This is a genomic window from Lysinibacillus macroides, assembly GCF_001281525.1.
Classification (GTDB): domain Bacteria; phylum Bacillota; class Bacilli; order Bacillales_A; family Planococcaceae; genus Lysinibacillus; species Lysinibacillus macroides.
The window spans coordinates 40115-57914 of sequence record NZ_LGCI01000011.1 but is presented as its reverse complement, the minus strand read 5'-3'; the positions used below and the strand labels follow the sequence as shown (position 1 = coordinate 57914).

The 17800-nt window shown below is 35.4% G+C and carries 18 protein-coding genes and 3 pseudogenes; 7 read left to right on the top strand and 14 right to left on the bottom strand.

All coding sequences use genetic code 11. The features are described from left to right. Window positions 1-414: 414 nt before the first annotated feature. The 3 genes and pseudogenes from ADM90_RS20640 to ADM90_RS20630 all read right to left on the bottom strand — a co-directional run bounded on the left by ADM90_RS20640 (window position 415) and on the right by ADM90_RS20630 (window position 2731). On the bottom strand, window positions 415-885 hold the full coding sequence (locus ADM90_RS20640; protein ID WP_053996765.1) for a peptide-methionine (S)-S-oxide reductase: 471 nt from the start codon (window positions 883-885) through the stop codon (window positions 415-417). 69 nt (window positions 886-954) lie between these two features. Next, window positions 955-1719 carry a class I SAM-dependent methyltransferase gene (locus tag ADM90_RS20635; RefSeq protein WP_053996764.1) on the bottom strand — a complete coding sequence of 255 codons (765 nt, stop codon included), beginning with the start codon at window positions 1717-1719 and terminating at the stop codon, window positions 955-957. 278 nt (window positions 1720-1997) lie between these two features. Then, window positions 1998-2731 (bottom strand): annotated as a pseudogene (locus ADM90_RS20630) (SDR family NAD(P)-dependent oxidoreductase). A 521-nt stretch (window positions 2732-3252) separates the two neighbouring features. Here ADM90_RS20630 and ADM90_RS20625 point away from each other — a divergent pair. Further along, window positions 3253-3978 (top strand): geobacillin-26 family protein, encoded by a 726-nt coding sequence (locus ADM90_RS20625; RefSeq protein WP_053996763.1) that lies wholly within the window; start codon window positions 3253-3255, stop codon window positions 3976-3978. 36 nt (window positions 3979-4014) lie between these two features. Here the strand turns inward: ADM90_RS20625 and ADM90_RS20620 are convergent, their stop codons facing one another. After that, window positions 4015-4281 (bottom strand): hypothetical protein, encoded by a 267-nt coding sequence (locus ADM90_RS20620; protein ID WP_053996762.1) that lies wholly within the window; start codon window positions 4279-4281, stop codon window positions 4015-4017. Window positions 4282-4848: 567 nt separating this feature from the next. On the opposite strand from ADM90_RS20620, the pseudogene ADM90_RS25635 reads away from it, so the two are divergent. Further along, window positions 4849-4950 (top strand): annotated as a pseudogene (locus ADM90_RS25635) (IS3 family transposase); the annotation flags it as partial. Window positions 4951-4997: 47 nt separating this feature from the next. On the opposite strand, the gene ADM90_RS20610 reads toward ADM90_RS25635, so the two are convergent. Then, complete coding sequence (locus ADM90_RS20610) at window positions 4998-6008, bottom strand: LCP family protein (protein WP_053996760.1); 1011 nt, start codon at window positions 6006-6008, stop codon at window positions 4998-5000. Continuing rightward, a complete protein-coding gene (locus ADM90_RS20605; RefSeq protein ID WP_053996759.1) occupies window positions 5998-6525 on the bottom strand; it encodes a sigma-70 family RNA polymerase sigma factor in 528 nt (175 codons plus the stop codon). Before ADM90_RS20605 ends, ADM90_RS20610 begins: the two co-directional genes overlap by 11 nt. Before the next feature lie 351 nt (window positions 6526-6876). Between ADM90_RS20605 and tnpA the strand changes: the two genes are divergently transcribed. Genes tnpA through tnpC form a run of 3 tightly spaced genes read left to right on the top strand, consistent with a single transcriptional unit; the run spans window position 6877 to window position 9189 of the window. Next, window positions 6877-7200, top strand: coding sequence for an IS66 family insertion sequence element accessory protein TnpA (gene tnpA, locus ADM90_RS24395; RefSeq protein ID WP_053993084.1), 324 nt, complete (start codon window positions 6877-6879; stop codon window positions 7198-7200). Beyond that, window positions 7190-7546 (top strand): IS66 family insertion sequence element accessory protein TnpB, encoded by a 357-nt coding sequence (tnpB, locus tag ADM90_RS20595; protein ID WP_053994328.1) that lies wholly within the window; start codon window positions 7190-7192, stop codon window positions 7544-7546. The genes tnpA and tnpB overlap by 11 nt, the downstream gene beginning before the upstream one ends. A 47-nt stretch (window positions 7547-7593) precedes the next feature. Continuing rightward, window positions 7594-9189 (top strand): IS66 family transposase, encoded by a 1596-nt coding sequence (gene tnpC / locus ADM90_RS20590; RefSeq protein WP_053993086.1) that lies wholly within the window; start codon window positions 7594-7596, stop codon window positions 9187-9189. 57 nt (window positions 9190-9246) lie between these two features. On the opposite strand, the gene ADM90_RS20585 is transcribed toward tnpC, so the two are convergent. Continuing rightward, the gene (locus ADM90_RS20585) at window positions 9247-11193 is read right to left on the bottom strand and encodes a sensor histidine kinase (RefSeq protein ID WP_152928059.1); all 1947 of its coding nucleotides are present in this window, start codon (window positions 11191-11193) and stop codon (window positions 9247-9249) included. Window positions 11194-11304: 111 nt separating this feature from the next. Here ADM90_RS20585 and ADM90_RS20580 point away from each other — a divergent pair, with 111 nt between their 5' ends. Further along, window positions 11305-12657 (top strand): transposase, encoded by a 1353-nt coding sequence (locus ADM90_RS20580; RefSeq protein WP_053994487.1) that lies wholly within the window; start codon window positions 11305-11307, stop codon window positions 12655-12657. 34 nt (window positions 12658-12691) lie between these two features. On the opposite strand, the gene ADM90_RS20575 is transcribed toward ADM90_RS20580, so the two are convergent. From ADM90_RS20575 to ADM90_RS20555, 5 genes are all read right to left on the bottom strand, one after another. Further along, the gene (locus ADM90_RS20575) at window positions 12692-13045 is read right to left on the bottom strand and encodes a PDZ domain-containing protein (RefSeq protein WP_053996758.1); all 354 of its coding nucleotides are present in this window, start codon (window positions 13043-13045) and stop codon (window positions 12692-12694) included. Window positions 13046-13137: 92 nt separating this feature from the next. Continuing rightward, complete coding sequence (comX, locus tag ADM90_RS20570; RefSeq protein ID WP_053996757.1) at window positions 13138-13299, bottom strand: competence pheromone ComX; 162 nt, start codon at window positions 13297-13299, stop codon at window positions 13138-13140. 194 nt (window positions 13300-13493) lie between these two features. Then, the gene (locus tag ADM90_RS20565) at window positions 13494-13829 is read right to left on the bottom strand and encodes a hypothetical protein (protein WP_152928057.1); all 336 of its coding nucleotides are present in this window, start codon (window positions 13827-13829) and stop codon (window positions 13494-13496) included. A gap of 54 nt (window positions 13830-13883) precedes the next feature. Further along, window positions 13884-14378, bottom strand: a complete 495-nt coding sequence (locus tag ADM90_RS20560; protein WP_235473760.1) for a hypothetical protein — start codon at window positions 14376-14378, stop codon at window positions 13884-13886. Then, window positions 14378-14581 carry a helix-turn-helix transcriptional regulator gene (locus ADM90_RS20555; RefSeq protein ID WP_053996755.1) on the bottom strand — a complete coding sequence of 68 codons (204 nt, stop codon included), beginning with the start codon at window positions 14579-14581 and terminating at the stop codon, window positions 14378-14380. The genes ADM90_RS20560 and ADM90_RS20555 overlap by 1 nt, the downstream gene beginning before the upstream one ends. A gap of 294 nt (window positions 14582-14875) precedes the next feature. On the opposite strand from ADM90_RS20555, the pseudogene ADM90_RS20550 reads away from it, so the two are divergent. Beyond that, window positions 14876-15315: pseudogene (locus ADM90_RS20550) on the top strand (DinB family protein). A gap of 172 nt (window positions 15316-15487) precedes the next feature. Here the strand turns inward: ADM90_RS20550 and ADM90_RS20545 are convergent. Both ADM90_RS20545 and trhO read right to left on the bottom strand, forming a co-directional pair. Continuing rightward, complete coding sequence (locus tag ADM90_RS20545) at window positions 15488-16381, bottom strand: SDR family oxidoreductase (RefSeq protein WP_053996754.1); 894 nt, start codon at window positions 16379-16381, stop codon at window positions 15488-15490. Window positions 16382-16686: 305 nt separating this feature from the next. Further along, entirely contained in the window at window positions 16687-17628 is a 942-nt protein-coding gene (trhO, locus tag ADM90_RS20540; protein WP_053996753.1) for an oxygen-dependent tRNA uridine(34) hydroxylase TrhO, read from the bottom strand. Window positions 17629-17800: the final 172 nt, after the last annotated feature.

Here is a 17800-nt window from a genome sequence, read left to right as displayed (position 1 = left end):
AATAAAAATAGTGAAAGAGAAATTCTTTATAGTAGCTTATATACATGTTTGGAATAAGCTTGATCATTTTAGTGAGCTTTACGCTATAAAAACGCTAAAAAGCAATAGTAATATTAGAGGATAGTAACAAACGCGTGTACCAACATCACCGACTATAATAAAAGTTCCCCCCAGTGCGTGATACATAAATTTGTCCTTATTCACCCAAAGCCTGAAAGATACTATTTTTTAGTTGGTAAAAAGCGGGATAGTCGTGACCCATACTTCGTTCGCTCCACATACTGAACACGATTTCAGATACTGCTTTGGTAGATCGATAATAAATAAGAGCCTTACTACATTAAACATGTAATAAGGCTTTTAAAGCAGACAGAATTGAATTAACACGCCCAAGCGTTGCATGAATAATCCTTCTTACCTGTACTTATTTAATAGTTCTTCTGGAATATGACAATAATCATTTGGACATTTAGCTAATCTATCTTGATGTTCTTCTGCACTTCTTATGTAGTTGGTAAGCGGTAATACTTCAACAGCGATAAAGTCATAATCATTTCGCTCACGAAGAAACGCTTTTGCCTCTTGTAAGTGTTCAGATTTTTCACTATAGACGCCTGTTCTGTATTTCTCCCCAACATCCTGCCCTTGTTTATTCAAGCTATAAGGATCAATAATTTCAAATAAATACCCCATTAATTCCCTAATTGTTACAACTGTCGGATCAAATCCTGTTTTTACACATTCGGCGTATCCATCATAATCTCCCTCAAGTGTATGACTTGTTCCATTCGCTCTTCCTGCTTCTGTAAACTGAACGCCAGGTAAAGTTTTTACAAAAGCCTGTACACCCCATAAACATCCACCTGCCAGATATACTACTTCCATATGGATTCCTCTCTTTGTTTAAATTGGTAGTGCCATACCTTAACTCCCTTTAATTAAAAACAGATTTAGCTATTTAACTGCTAGAATAGTAAATTCCCATGGTATATTTTCATTTTTCCAACCACGATGCTCATCAAATTTCATTAATTTGAAACCAGATGTGATGACAGAATTGATGATCTCACTAAGTGTATAAAATCTTACAGACACATCAGGAAAATCCTCTTGTTCATGCTCATCAAAGAAATGCTTATATGCTAAGTCTCCATTTTGTAATTTCTTATCAAAATAACCTTGTTGGATTTGATATTGGATTTCAGCGTTAGGCCCTTTAACTATACATCTTCTTAAGGGATGAAAATCGCTTAGAAGCATTTCACCACCATCTTTTAGTAATGAAAACAGAATAAACATGAATTGATCAATATCATGAAAATAGTGCAATATACCACCCTCTAAATAAATCATGTCAAAATGATTTCTATACTTTGTTAAGTCAATCTCATAAATATCAGTGACAATATAATGAATCGAGGTATTTGCATATTCTGCTAATTCTAAGGCATATTTTTGGTTTTCTGCTGAAATATCAAATACTGTTACCTCAGCACATAATAATGCTAATGGTACTGCTTTTCTGCCATTTGAACCACAAATATTTGCAATCCTCTTTCCTTCAATATGTTCAAAGTATTGTTTGTGCTTTTTAAGACATGCTCTCGGGTTTTCTAATATCTGAATAGCCAAATCCTTTGGCGTACCGTTACTTTTGTTCCAAAATTCATATGCTCGGTATTCCCAAGCCTTTTTATTTTTTATGCTTTGCTCATTCATCTTCAGTAAGACCCCTCCTCAACAGAACTTTGATAAGCTTTTACTATTCGTTATGATATTCGATTATCCTGCACATAAAATGAAAATGACGCTTATCCTTGTTCTAGGATAGCGCCCTATAATTGAATGGCGTTCTATATGGAAGAATCAAGTTGTTTTGCCCAATCCAATATCCTTAATATCTGATAAACTTCCCCTTCCAACTCTACGTTTTACAATAAATAAGAAGAGCCCATATTGACCTTAGATACTGTTAGCACTTGAAAATCAAACTCAAATTATCTTAGATACCCTCCATTATTTATATCAAATGTCGCCCCTGTGTAATGCTTGGCTCTATCTGATAATAAGAAGATAACGGTATGTGCAACATCCTCAGGCATTACAGGGGTTTCGATGAGTTGATGATTGAAATACTCTTCTTTTCTCCAATCAGGTATTGTATCCATCATCGGAGTGTTTACCATCGTAGGCGTAACAGCATTAACTCGGATGTAAGGGAGAAATTCATTGCATTGCTTTTAGTTAAACCTAGTATCGCAGCTTTTGATAACTCATAAATTGCAGCTGAACTTCCTTCAATCCCTGACACTGAAGACATATTTACAATTACTCCTTTTCTTTGGCTCTTGAGTAGTTTTTTCCCAAACATTTGTGAGAAATAAATAAAGTCCTTAATGTTTATATCTAGGACCTTATCAATTTGATCTGCTTGATAATCCAGTATATTCTTCGCCAAATAAATCCCTGCATTATTAACTAAGCTATCTACATCAGCATGTTCTGTTTCAACATATACAAAAAAATTGGTCACTTCTTCATATTTACTTACATCCAACTGATATGTATGCAGTACATAATGGTCATCCATTGACCGCTTCAATTCCTGTAAGGCGTTTTCATTAATATCACAGGCAATTACTGAAGCGCCTTCATGTAAACATTGTTTAACAATTTCTTTGCCAATTCCAGAAGCCGCACCCGTTATTATTACTGTTCTATTTTTAAGCATTTCTATACGCTCCCTTTCTATTTTTTTGATTGTAGCAGGGGCATAACCAATTTTAAACTGCTCCCCATCAAGTAGACAGGTGTAGTTTTATAAAAAAGTTTGATCATTCATAATAAAGTTTGATTAAAAATCCTATGTTGATATGTAGGATTTTTTGTTCAACAAACGGGGCATATTGTTGAATAAATAAACCCGCCTATTTCCGTTATATGGTCATAAAAGATCAGTTTAGTATAAGAACGATATTTGACTAACATTGTTAAATGCACAAGATATAGCAATAGACAGTGTTGATTATCGTTTAAGTACATGTATGTCATAGTAATCGTCGTATACGTAAAGTGTATAATTAATTTCATAATTTTCATATTTTTCTGAATAATAAAATAAATATTATTTTATTATTCAGTGTTATTATTACCTATGAAAGAAAAAATTGAAAAGATGGTATATATTACATTAAATTCATAACAAAATTAGTAGCATTTTTTGCGCTTTGCTTCTTTACGGTAGTTTTACCTATGGGAACAGTTCAAGCAGCAGAAGAAGTATCAACTCAGACAATTACCTTTGAAGATGGCACTACAGCTAATATCTTAGTTGATAATGCAAGTACACGAGTAGTTGAAGCAAAAGATGATAGTAATATCTATATTGCTACAAACGATAAGCAGACTAATAACATTACAATCGAAACTTATGACTTAGAAAGAAACCTATTATCAACAGAAGTTTTAGATGGTAATCAAATCCCTACAGAAGAAAATGATTATAACTTAGACAATCTTCCATTTGAAGAAATTCAAATTAGTGAGGAAGATATTCTTTTTGAGAATGTCATGCCACTTGCTGCACAATCCAACTATAAACTTTTACAAACTGTAAACTTACAAGAAGCTTATGGTTATTGGATCTATAGCACTAATCAAGGTGAAATTTGGATGATTAAATTACGTACTGGTGAAATGAAAAGTACGTTCTACAAAGGGGATAACAAAACACACTTTAATGATTTCAAAAGATCAGTAGACAATTTTATGGCTTCAAAGAATCAACTTGTAGCTAAAGTTGGGACTGGAATTCTTACTACTATCGCCACTTTATATCTTGTTCCAGAACCAGTTTGGACTAAAATTGTAGCTACTTTGATAACTATAGTGGGCGCAGCAATTGCTTATGCTGAGTGTAAAGCAATGTTTGACGCTTATAGTAACTCACGTCTTTACTATTCTCGTGTAGTTCAATAAATAAAAAGCAGTGGAAGAAATTCCACTGCTTTTTATTTAGAAGTTCCAAAAAATAGCCAATACTATCAAGAATGAAACAGCAGAAGAACCCGTAAATAAAACTTTTGAATCTTTGACGATGCTTGATTTTCTTAATAATAGCCCAAGTGTCCACAGTACGATAATAATTAATAATATTGTTATAATAAATTGTGCATTTATAAATGAGTCGCTCATGGCGCTATAAATCAATGCTTTTAAAGATAAGTATAAAAACATTATTAAAAATAAGTTATATCCAATAACCATCATTAACTTTTTCATAATATCACCTCGAAATTAATCATTTCTTACATACATATAAGTATATCATTCCTTTGATAAACAACCAAATATTAATCGTAATGTTAAAAGATAACTCTATTTCCATATTACTGAAATTGAATAAAATATGAATATCATGATTAATAAAAAAGTCACAAGTGTTTTATACTCTCAATGGCCGCTCCTATTGAATATTATAAAGAATAATTAATTGTTAGTTAAAATCCTAATTATTTGATTCTTGAGTCAACATGTTAGATAAAGCTTATTTTTAGGATTCTATTAAATTAGCTAGTAGCAGCTTATCTTGCCTCTAAGGGATTTAATTATAAAGTATTGTCCGTCATTCATCGAAAAAGATAAGGAAGATCATCAAATTTTCATTCAGAGTGACCTAGGTTATCAACATACCTCCATCTATTTCAAGCGAATGATAGAAGATGCGAAGATGGTTCACAGTATGTCTCGAGTTGGTCGATTTATGGATAACGGACCAATTGAGGCTTTGTGAGGTCCACTTAAAATGGTAAAATATTACTTAAATAATATGATAGGTACACCGCACTCGAAACAGCCATTGAGACATATATTTCGTTTTACAGCAATAAACGTTACCAAAAAAAGTTAAACAGCTTGAGCCCTTTAGAATTCAGGGATCAAGCCGCATAAAGTAGTTTTATTATTTCCACTGTTCTACTTGAAGGGAAGCACTTCATTTAGTTAAATGTAGTTAACTCCTCTGAAATAGTATTTAAAAAGTCTTGCTCAAACCTATATATGTGTTTACCTTCAGTGCTATTTAATGTGATTGAGTCTGATATCATTCCATCCCTTAAAGCAATCGATTTTATAGAATTTATTTTTATTTGATTCTTCAACAACGCATCAAGTGATACATTGGCTTCTATTTGAGTAAATAGTTCATTTAATTGTGGTTGTGGGATATTGTTTTCTGCTTTCTTCCAAATAGCGTTCATTAGATTTATTAGGTCTTCTTCATCTAAGCTATTTCCCTCTGTAGCAGCCATCATTAATGACACAAGCTGTTCTCCGTTCAAATGATTTGTGCCCTTTTTGAATTCAAAGGCCACTTGTGATATCGCTCTTGCTCGCATATCTTCTTGCAAGTCGTATTCTATCCCATTCATTGAATCCATTAGCGTTGAAATAGTTTCTAAATCGATAACGGCATAATCATCAATTGGTAAATCAAATAGCTTTGAAACAGCGGTTCTTACATTTTCAGCACCGCCAAAACGATAAGCAAATAGCAATTTATCGTACAAAGCAGTTCCATCATCTTTATCCCCTACTTGTGCATATGTATCATAAGGAAGCGATACTACCTTCATCATTTTCTTATCTTTACTATAAGTAAGTAAAAGATTAAGATATATTCGATTATCCATGTCTTTCGACTTCACCGTAATTAAAGTAGTGAAATATTCAGCTTCCTCAGCTTCTGGTTCATTTACAACACGTTCTCCATTAAAATTTCCCGAAAGAATGGATGGCATAAACAAAAATATACACAAGCCTAGCACGAATAAAGAAACTGTCAGTGGCGCGAATTTTTTGGAGGAAGAAATAAAAGATTTTTTGGGCGTATTATTATTTTTTTCCAGTTTATGAATTTGTTCAAATACTTCATCACGGTCTTCTTTCGAAAATTTTAGTTCTTGGGTAGATGTGTGACCAAATTTATCTCTTAATCGTTTATCTTCCATTCAGCTCTTCCTCCTTTATCATTGGCGCTAATCTTTGTTTTGCTCTTCTTAATCTCGTTTTCACTGTATTCACCGAAACCTCCAAAACCTCGGCAATTTCCTCTGTCTTTAATGAATCATAATAGTAGAGATAAACCACTTCCCGATACACCTTTGGAAGAGCAAAAACTGTATCTTTTATTTCTTCATGATTATATTTATCGATAACGGCCTTTTCTGTTGATGGTAATATTGATTTTGCTGTGTCATGTATAAAACTTTTTACCTGTACCATTTTGTGATGCCAGCTTTTTAAGTAATCTTTACATTGGTTAATGGTTATACGGTAAAGCCATGTTTTGATTTGTGCATCAAATCGAAACGAATCAAGGTTTTTATAGCATTTAATGAATGTATTTTGAACCATATCCTTTGCAATCTCTGTATCTTTCACATATGAAAATGCTAATCGTACCAACTCATTACCATATTCAATCATTATTTTTTCTAGTAGGAAATCTTTTTCTTCTCTGTCCAATCGACTACCCTCCCTTTCAACCTACTTCAAATTCTGCTATTAGACGATTACCAAATCATAATAGGTTCAATTTTAAAAATATTTATTGCCAAAATACAAAGCCTGTATCTTAGATGACCAAGGAATCATCGATACAGGTTTTTTGATTATTATTATTCCATTAAACGGACCGTTAATTTAAATACACTTATCTCCCCTCTAAAAAATGAACAGCTCCCTATCAAGTAGACAGAGAGCCGTTCAAAAGTTAGGGTTTATGATTTTTCAAGTAAGCGCCAAATACTACACACCTTCTAATAATTGCCGAGTTTTGTGATAATCACATTAACATCAATTGTTAGGAGGTTTTTTATGTCACCAGAGGAACGAAAACAGATGTGGCAAGAACGCATCGATGCCTGTAGATCCAGTGGAGTGCCAAGTGTAAAAGCTTGGTGTAAACAAAATCAAGTAGGTGTCCAAAGTATGTATAGCTGGATGAAACGATTGGATACTGAACCGACTCACGTCGCTTATCCTCTTACACAATGGGTTGCCATCGATTCATCCAATTCGATTGAAGAAACATCTACTTTAACAGTTAAGGTAGGAGATGTTTCAATTGAAATTAAAGAAGGCTTCAATCATGCACTTTTTAATGAAGTGCTTCAGGTTCTTCAGTCACATGTTAAGTAAAACACCCATTGAACGAGTCTATTTAGCGACGGGTTCAACAGATTTGCGAAAGTCGATCGATGGATTGGCAGCGATTGTTCAAATGAGTTTTCAACTGGATCCTTTCTCTTCCAATCTATTTGTCTTCTGTAATCGCAAACGAGATAAGTTAAAGATTCTCCATTGGGATCATAATGGGTTTTGGTTGTATTATCGCCGTCTTGAAAAAGGCATTTTTCAATGGCCAGACGAACAAACATCCAACCCTCAATGCATTAGTCCTCGCCAATTAAATTGGTTGCTTGATGGACTTCCATTAGAACAAAAACAAGCACATCAAAAAATGGATGCAAAATTTATCATTTAAAGAGAGTTGACAATCCATGTCACCTCTCTTTATGGTATTCTATTTTCATGGAAAAAAATACGCATGAACTACAAGATACAATTGAAGAACTCGCAGCAAAAAATGCGGATTTAGAAAAACAAAAAGAAGTCCTAGAGGCAAAAGTAAAATGGTTGGAAGAACAATTCCGACTAAGCCAACAAAAGAGATTCGGGACATCTAGTGAAAAAACAAATCCGGATCAAATCGAACTATCTCTTTTTAATGAAGCTGAAATCACAGCGGATGTAAAAGTGGAAGAACCTACGCTTGAAACGATTACGTATAATCGAAAGAAGTATGTAGGACAACGAGATGCGAAACTTGAAAACTTGCCTACGGAAACGATTCATTATCGTTTATCCGAAGAAGAGCAGGTCTGTTTGTGTTGCGGTGAAACTGTGCATGAAATGAGTACGGAAACGCGACGAGAATTAAGGATTATCCCTGCTCAAGTGAAAGTCGTGGAGCATATTCAACATATTTACAGCTGTCGTAAATGTGAACGTGAAGGAATCGAAACACCGATTGTCACAGCTAAAATGCCTGCGGCAGTTTTTCCAAAAAGTCTCGCTTCGCCTTCTTCAATGGCATATATCATGAATCAAAAATACGTAGAAGGAATGCCATTGTACCGAATTGAAAAACAATTTGAACGACTTGGTGTCTTTCTATCACGCCAAACGATTGCCAACTGGGTAATATATGGTTCAATGAAGTGGCTCTCACCGCTTTACAATCGCTTGCATGAGCTTCTACTTCAACTTGACCGTCTGCACGCAGACGAAACAACAGTTCAAGTTTTAGCAGAACCCGGAAAGGCTGCAAATTCCAAATCCTATATGTGGTTATACCGATCTGGCCGTGACATAACACCGATTGTTTTATACGATTACCAGACTTCGCGCCACAGTAAGCACCCAAAGGCATTTCTTAAGGGGTTTTCGGGATACCTTCATGTCGATGGTTATGCAGGATACCACGATTTGAAGAATGTGGAGTTAGTTGGATGTCTAGCTCACGCACGAAGAAAGTTCGATGAAACGCTCAAATCGTTGCCTGCCAATGTAGATAAATCTACAACTCTAGCGGCTGAAGGACTCCAATACTGTAATCAATTATTTAAAATTGAGAAACAGATAGATGAGGAAATCAAAAATTGTAGCCCAGAACAACGGAAAGAAGAACGTCAAAAACGCAGTCAACCCGTGTTGGATGCTTTTTTAGCATGGCTAAAATCAAAACGCCCTCAAGTTCCACCAAAAAGCAAACTAGGTGAAGCAATTAACTATAGTTTAAACCAATGGCCTAAACTTATTACCTTTATGAAAGATGGGCGTCTTGAAATTGATAATAATAGAGCGGAGCGTTCTATTAAACCATTCGTTATGGGGAGAAAATCGTGGCTGTTTTCCCAATCTATGAGAGGTGCAACTGCCAGTGCCATTATCTATAGCATTGTAGAAACTGCCAAAGAGAACCGGTTAAATCCCATGAGCTACTTAAACTATCTTTTTGAACAATTACCACAAATAGATCTAGATGATCAGGAAGCACTTGATCAGTTCCTTCCGTGGTCAAAAACCATTCCAAAGGAATGCCGTATTCCTGATAAAGTTAAGTAAAGAATACACCAATGCCCACCTGAAAAACTAGGTGGGCATTATTTTACGCTTACTTTTTCAAAACTCATATAAACCATGCGCTGGTCTTTCATTATAAGTAGAGTAGGACTGGGAATGCGTTTGTTCTCCTTCATTTACCTTAATTCTTATAGACATACCCTTTCCTATATCAGTATCCATAGAAAATTTGCCATTAAAGGAATGAACCCTCTCCTGCATACCTCTAATCCCCATAGAATCAGCAATGATGATTTCATCCATTTTACAGCCTACACCATCGTCAGAATAATTGATTTCAAAGCCATCATCTGTTTCCAAGAGATGAATTTCAACAATATTGGCATATGAATGCTTCAAGGCATTGTTCATTAACTCTTGGAAAATCCGATAAATCATCAAGTTTAAACGCTCATCCTCTAAATATAGACGATCCATGGTATAACTTAAGACAAATTCAGCACGTTTACAAACTTTTTGAATAAGTTTCTCAAGCGCTGCATTTAATCCTAATGTATCTAATAGTGGCGGCTTTAAATTTTCACAATACCCTCTTAAATCCGTCAAGGATGCGATCATATTGTCATGAACTTTAGAGAGGTCCATTTGTATATCTGCTATTTTTTTGGCATGAATAGCGCCATGCAATTCCCTAGCAATATGGAGTTGCTCCTGTAAAATCGTATCATGAAGCTCTTGCGCTAATTGATATTTTTCTTGTTCAAATCGGAGCCAAAGTAGCTTATGAAGCCACGGGAATTGGTGATTATCTGCTTCCTTCACCTGCTTTAATTGTTCTAACATTTCTTCAACCATTTTCGTATTTTCTATAAAATTATTTAAATATAAAAGCAGCAATTCCAGCCATAATAATTCCTCTTCCTTTAGATAAATAGATTTATTATGATTTACGACTAGTATTCTTTTATAATTTATATCTTGGTGAATAAAGGCAATATAAAAATGCTCTGTTTTCTTTATATCGCCCAAGCGTAGTTCTTCTAGTAATATTTCATCAATTTGATTTTGTGAATAGCCTTTTGATTTGTTTAATGAAGTAACCTGCTGTGTTTGAAAGTCATAGGTTACTACGTTAATATGTTTAATTTCAAGATGTAAAGTGGCCTCTAAAACAAATTTCTTCAATAAGTCTTCAATTTTGACGACCCTGCCAATACTATCAATGGTTGTATACATTCGATGGATATAATCCCCTTTTGTTGAAAATAGGATTTTTCGCTTATGATAATCCATTTTTTCTTTAATATAGAAAAAGGCTATTAAAGAGAGAAAGAAAAAAAAGAAAATTTCCGTTATCCTTAAAATAGAGAGATCAGTAATCCAATATAAACCAATTAAAAGCCAAGCTGTAAAAGCAAAGGAAATATTAAAATAATGTCGGAAGCGAGTAATATAGTACTCCATATCAAATATACGTTCAGTAAGCTGTGTAAATATAAAGCTGTATGGTATAAGCATCAAGAATAAAGAGCATATATCAGCAGAAAGTATATATTTATGAAAAATAATTTGCGGTACGGCATACAAAAAAAGGAATGGTAACAAAGGACTAATAATACTTAATAAAAAGATTTTCAATTGAGGTGTTTTATATTTTAAATAACCTATTCCTAAAACACCAAGAATTATAATCAATAAAATAAAAAATAACCATAGGGTAATACTAGAGAATAAAGGATTCATAGAAGGATCAATAATACTAAAGAAACTAAGAATGGCTATAATTAAAGGGATTATATAGATCAATTTGATATTGTTAATTAATAACCATTTTAAATTCAAGTATAAAAAGTAATTCCTTAAAAAGTGAATCAAAAGAATAAGACAAAGTATCATACTGCTTCGATTCACAACTGTTCCAACACTATCTAGCCTTCCTGATGCTCCAATACTAACATAAGCTAACGATACTATAAGAATAAACAAAATAAGTAAATTGATTAAGCTTGAATTCTTTTGTTTTTTATATAAATGAGTTAATTTCATAATTCTAATCCCTTTAATATCAAGGGCTAAAATTAAATAAAAATGAGGCACCTCCCCAAATTCGGTATAATGGTAGCGACTAAACAACCCACCGAAAAGGAATGATGCCTCATGACTATTGTAAAACAAATGAGCCTATTTGACATCCGTGAATTATTGAAAATGGAAAGTTCTCGTCGTTTTGATGCTATTTTAGCCACTTTCGATGTGCAGCCAATCTTTCAACTATTTCGAAAGAAGACGATGCGTGGTGCTCCACGAGAATTAAACTACGGTGCGATGATTCAATCATTGATGATCCGCATTGTCGAGCGTATCCCTACCGTTAAAGATTTGGTCAATCGATTAACGCATGATTTCGTCTTTCGCTTAGATTGTGGCTTTTTAGTTTCGGACACGGTGCCATCTGAAGCCTCGTATTCACGTATGGTCGACGTGATTAGTCAATCAGATGTCTTAGATCGCATGCACGATGAACTTATTCAAGCTGCCTTTACAGAAGGTTTTCTTGAAGAGGAACACCTTAGTTTTGATGCAACACATTTTGAAGCGAGAGATGCCGCAAAACCAGCAGAGAAAAAAGAAACACAACCGAAAAAACGTGGTCGTAAATCAAAAGAAGAACGTGCTGCCTGGCTCGCTGAACAAGCAGAACTTGAAGCGAATCAAACGACTTTTGAAAAGAAGTTGGAAGCACAATTAACCATTCCATTGACGACTCTATGGCAAGACATCCCCATTGAACCAAAGTGGGGCATCAAGAAAAACAGCGATGGTAAAAACACATTCTGGTACGGCTTTAAAGGGCATTTAGCTGTTTCGACAAAAAGCCAATATATCGTGGCGCGTCTAATGTCTTCCGGCAATCTGAGTGATAGTAAAGCGGCGATTCCGTTACTAAAAAAGATGAACCATATCATGCCTAACCATTTCACAACGGCTATTTTCGATGCAGGTTATGACTATGAAGCAATTTACCGCCAGATTTCAATACAAGAGATGAAAGCTGTGATTCCATATGTGAAAAGACGTGAGGGCGAAATGATCGGTTTTGATGAACATTTCCGTCCAACCTGTGTGCGTGAACATAGCTACTGTTACGACAGCTTTGATGAAAAGTATCAAACGCTTAAGTTCACACGTCCAAAAGATTGCGCAACCTGTCCATTACGTGATGACTCGCTCTGTCAAAAGGTGTTTAAAATCAAGTGTGAAACCGATATCCGCAAATACACGTTTCCAGCACGTGGCTCCGAGCTATGGAAGAAACTTTACAAGGAACGCACAGCTGTCGAACGAGTAAATGCTTATTTAAAGCAATTTTTTCAGTTAAACAACGTCCGTCACAAAACCGGTAGAAAAGCTAAACTGCACTTCAACCTTGTGACGTTTATTTATAATGCCTGCAAATTAGCAGTCGATCGGATGAATGTACGTTTACAGCTACAAAACAACGCAGCTTAAATTTTAAAAAACAAAAATCAGACACAGGAGCAGTCTAAGCTCTTGAAAAAATCGATTTATGAAATTGATTCAAATAGAAAGAAACAATTAAGCTTAATAAAAAATAACATGCTGGTAAAAGAAATATATATATAAATTGTTGAAAAACATCAAATGGTGCTATTTGTAAATGACTTAGCTGTCCATCTTCTTTGTTCACAAATGTTAACTCTCTAGCTGCTCTAATTACAGGATAATATTTTATATTATTATTTAATTCATTAATATTGTGACCATCAATTTCTAAAATAATATCCCCTACCGAGAGATTTTGCTTATTTGCCCATTCCTTAAAATATGGTTCATTTATTAACCATTGTCCATTCTTTTCTTCCAATTTAATGCCCAAATAAGGCGTGCTATAAGTAACATATATCAAATAGCTTCCCAATATAAGATATGTACTTATAGCAAGCCAAAGCCAATTATTTTTTAAAGAGCTTAGAACCAAAATCCATTTTCTAAATCTGTTTCATTCTGATCAAACGATGTGATAATTGCCTGCTGTTCAAGCTCTGTAACACCAATTAGAGAAGCCTTATTTTCTTTTAACAATGTAAGTAACGATGGATCTTTTTCCAAATATTGAATCATGTTAATCATAAAATCTCCTCATTTCATTAGTTTTTATAGTTACACTATTTGGAGTAACCACTTGAGTTTTATATTCTATCAACCATAACCATTTACTTATTTATACGGGATTAATAACCATAAATGTAACTACACCTATATTATACTTTCATTTTACAATTTATATCAACATGTTTTTCTAAAAATTGCTAAAATTCTATATATTAGGCGCAGATTTTGCTAAAAACGCCTTGATTCTCTTTATTTTGACGATAAGCTAATAATAAAAGACGCTGCCTATAGTCATCTCCATACTCAACGTCTTCCGTACATTTAGTATATTTCATTTTTACAAGAAACACCTCCATTGTATATTTATATGAGGAGGTATTTTTTAGAGCAAATTTCTCTCTTAATAGCCCAAATACTCCTCCTAGCCTATTCAATAACAAGAAGATAGCATCTACAGGACCAAGGTTTCTTGGAACTAAACTAAACGGTCCTAAGATGAAACGTAAAAACTCTATACCTAAACTACACAAATAACTATAAAAAAACACCCCCATAGACCACCATATCTACAGGGGAAAAAACGGTACGATATTATATTAAGTCTAGTAGGTGACCTCGGAATCTTTTCGCTTTGGAGTAAGTGCAGTAAAAAGTGCAATCAAACTAGGTGGAATACTACATAATAAAAACAGCCAGTTGGTCGTCAGGATCGAGATTATCGTGAAAACAATAATGGACGTAACAAAGACAATTATGCCAACCTTCACACGAGAGGGCTGCAACGGGGCTGTACTGGACATATTGATGGTCAAAACAATTCCAATGATTCCCCAACTCGCTACGTGTGTTAGAAAAAGGATACCTAAAACCATCGCAGTGCTTAATTCAATCCCAAAATTGATTAACGTAAATAAAACATACAGCGCTCCTAATGACACATACCATGAATAGGATCTCGCCTTTTGCCAAATATGATAGTACAGCTCGTCTAAGCCTCTGTTTTTTCTAGCCTTCTTTCGCCCGAACCACCATCCAAGGAGCCCACAAATCACTCCCCCATATAATCCAATCATACCCCCAATATTAAGCTCCATCATTACATACTCCCCTCTTCAAATATAAACACTTCTTCAATCGTGCTATTGAACGCTTTGGAAATGTTGTAGGCAAGTTCTAAGGATGGATTGAATTTTCCTGATTCAATAGCAATGATTGATTGCCGTGAGACGCCAACTTGTTTCGACAACTCTTCCTGCGTAATCTTCTTTAATTTTCGTAATTCTCGAATTCTGTTTTTCATAAAGCCTCCTTTATAAATGTAAAGTAAACTGTACATCCATTGATAAGTAAAGTTTACTCTACATTATTATATATGTCAAACAAGCTTTACAATTTGATTTTTCTTATGAGGAAAACATAACAAAAGGAATCAAAAGATTTTAAAAGCTAAACAATGTCGAATAAAGGACAACAAAATCCCTTTATCAAAATGGAAATATTATGTATGTTTTTACTACTATATACTATTTTACTCAAATTTTATAAATCAATAGTAAGGAATGTTTTGAGCGTTACAAAAAAGGAGGCTATCCAAATGAGTAAAAAAGAACTCTTACAAAGTGGAATCAATCAAGTTTTTTACGAAGAAGAAAGGTCCCCACCGTTATCAGAAGCATTAAAGAATCTCACCGCTACGCAAGCTTGTTGGCAACCAAAAGGAAATGCCGCTAATACGATTTGGGAAAATGTAAACCATTTACTCATCTTTAAAGAGCGCTTACTTTCTCGCTTACATAAAGATGACACATTTGTTGCTCCACAAAATAATGATGAAGAGGCTTGGCAAGAAACAGTGAAACGAACACTTCACGTATATGATGCCTTACAATCTTCTTTAGTATCCAGGCATTAGATCAACCTAGTCCTTGGCAACAATATCTAAATATCCTGTTGCACGACGCTTATCATACAGGGCAAATTGTCCAGCTTCGTAAACTACAAGGTTCCTGGCCAGCTAAACGCCCATACTTATAAACGATGATAAAAATGGCTTGATTCTTGCACACCACAAAAGCAGATGCCCCCTAAAGTTAGAGACAAGCTACTAACTATAGGAGGCATCTCATTTAGTTCGTGTTCATTATCTATCTTAAGCTGTGTATCCACCATATTCAGATCACTGATGTCGAGAGAGGCTTTATTAAGTTTACAAGTCTATCGGCTTACCACCTGTCACTCCATAAATCTGACCGGTGATATAACTTGCTTCATCGGAGGCTAGAAGAACATACACAGGTGCAAGCTCTACTGGCTGTCCCGCACGGCCAAGAGGCGTATTTTGACCAAATTCAGGAATCTCTCCTTCCAATTTTCCATTATCCAACTGCAATGGCGTCCAAATGGGTCCAGGTGCGACACCATTGACACGCACACCCTTCGAAGCAAAGTACGAGGACAGGGATACCATAAAGTTGCTTATTGCACCTTTTGTGGCGGCATAATCCATTAAAGATGAGGATGGGTCGAAAGATTGAACCGATGTGGTGGTGATAATTGCACTTCCTGGTTCCAAATGTTCTTCGGCAGCTTTTACGGTCTCGAACATGCTGATAATGTTTACTTTGAAAGTGTCCTGCACTTGTTTAATTGTTAAGTCACTTAGGGATGGCTGTGCGATCTGTTGCGCAGCATTTAATACAAGAATGTCCAATCCGCCAAAGGCTTCTACGGTTTTTGTAACAATCTCTGTCGCTGTGCCATCTTCCCTCAGGTCATATGGTAGCAATAATGCTTTGCTGCCTGCTTTTTCAATTAATTCTTTAACGACGTTGGCATCTTCCTCTTCACCAGGGAAGAATTGGATGGCCACATTGGCACCTTCACGTGCATAGGCAATAGCAGCGGCACGACCAATCCCAGAATCGCCTCCAGTAATCAAGGCATTGCGTCCTTCCAGACGATTGTAACCTTTATATGATTCTTCTCCGCAGTCAGGTTTGGGGATCATTTCATGCTGTAGCGCTGGCGTGTCCTGTTCTTGATTCGGGAATTTTTCCGTATAAAATTTCTTACGTGGATCGGTTAGATGTGGGGTTCCCATCAAAAATCATCTCCTATTTTGTTTAATTAGTGAAAAACACTTTGCGAGCTTACACTATTTAAATCCTGTTACCTTTTTTTGAATACCCTGTGATCATTTGCTTTAAACAGCTTCAGATCTATTACCCTCTTTTAGACATTTACTTTTTCCTTACAAAAGAAAAAACACCCTATGGAAGCGAGCAAACTAGTCCAATGTTGAAATGGATCGTTTGAACACTTACATTGAGTGTTTTAAGAACCTCTATAAAGGGGGTTATGAAAGATATTTAATAACGTTTTTTATGTTTAGACAGCTTTTCATGCTTATGCTTGTAACGCCTCAATTGCTTGAGCTACTTGCTCTTCTGTTAAATTGTGACGCACGATATAGCGATTGCGTGCATGCTTTGTACATTCGATTGTACAGCCACCTAAATGCTTGGCTTCATTTTCTTCAGATGCGATGATTTGCTTGTTACATTCTGGGTTCGCACAGTTAATGTAACGTTCACAAGGTTCACCATCATAGTGATCACGACCGATAATCACATGCTCTACTTGATTGATCGGGACCGTTAAACGCTCATCAAATACGTACATTTGACCGTCCCATAATTGACCTTTCGCAACAGGGTCTTTTCCGTATGTTGCCACACCGCCATGTAATTGACCGACATCGCCAAAGCCTTCACGTTTCATCCAGCCTGAAAACTTCTCACAACGAATCCCACCCGTGCAATAGGTTAAAACATTTTTCCCTTCGAATAACTCGCGGTTTGCACGTACCCATTCAGGTGTATCACGGAAGTTTTCCACATCTGGTCGAATCGCGCCACGAAAATGGCCGACATCGTATTCATACGTGTTACGCACATCTAATACTACTGTATTGTCATCTTGCATTTCAGCAAGGAACTGTTCTGGTGACAGGTAGCGACCTGTTAATTCATGTGGGTTGACGTCTTCTTCTAAGCCTAAGTTGACTAACTCAGGACGTGGGCGTACGTGCATTTTTTTGAATGCATGGTCATCCGCCGCATCAATTTTGAAGACAATGCCTTCAAATAATGGGTCAGCTTGCAGGTTTGCCATGTATTGCTCTGTTTGCTCAATCGTACCTGAAACAGTCCCGTTAATACCCTCATTGGCTACTAAAATACGACCTTTTAAACCGATTTCTTTACACATTTCTAAGTGCGTTGCTGAAAACGCCGCTGGGTCTTCAATCTTTGTGTAATGGTAATATAATAAAACTCGATAATTCATTGTTTTCCACCTATCATTTCAATATTTGCAGGATATTCCTGATAGTGTCTTTTACGACCTATTAACCATAAAGGATAATTATTTAACATGCTATCGGTAATTAGGCTGAAATGAGCATAAATATAGTTTTTCCATATTTTGGACCATTAAGATGAAAAAAGACACATTCCTT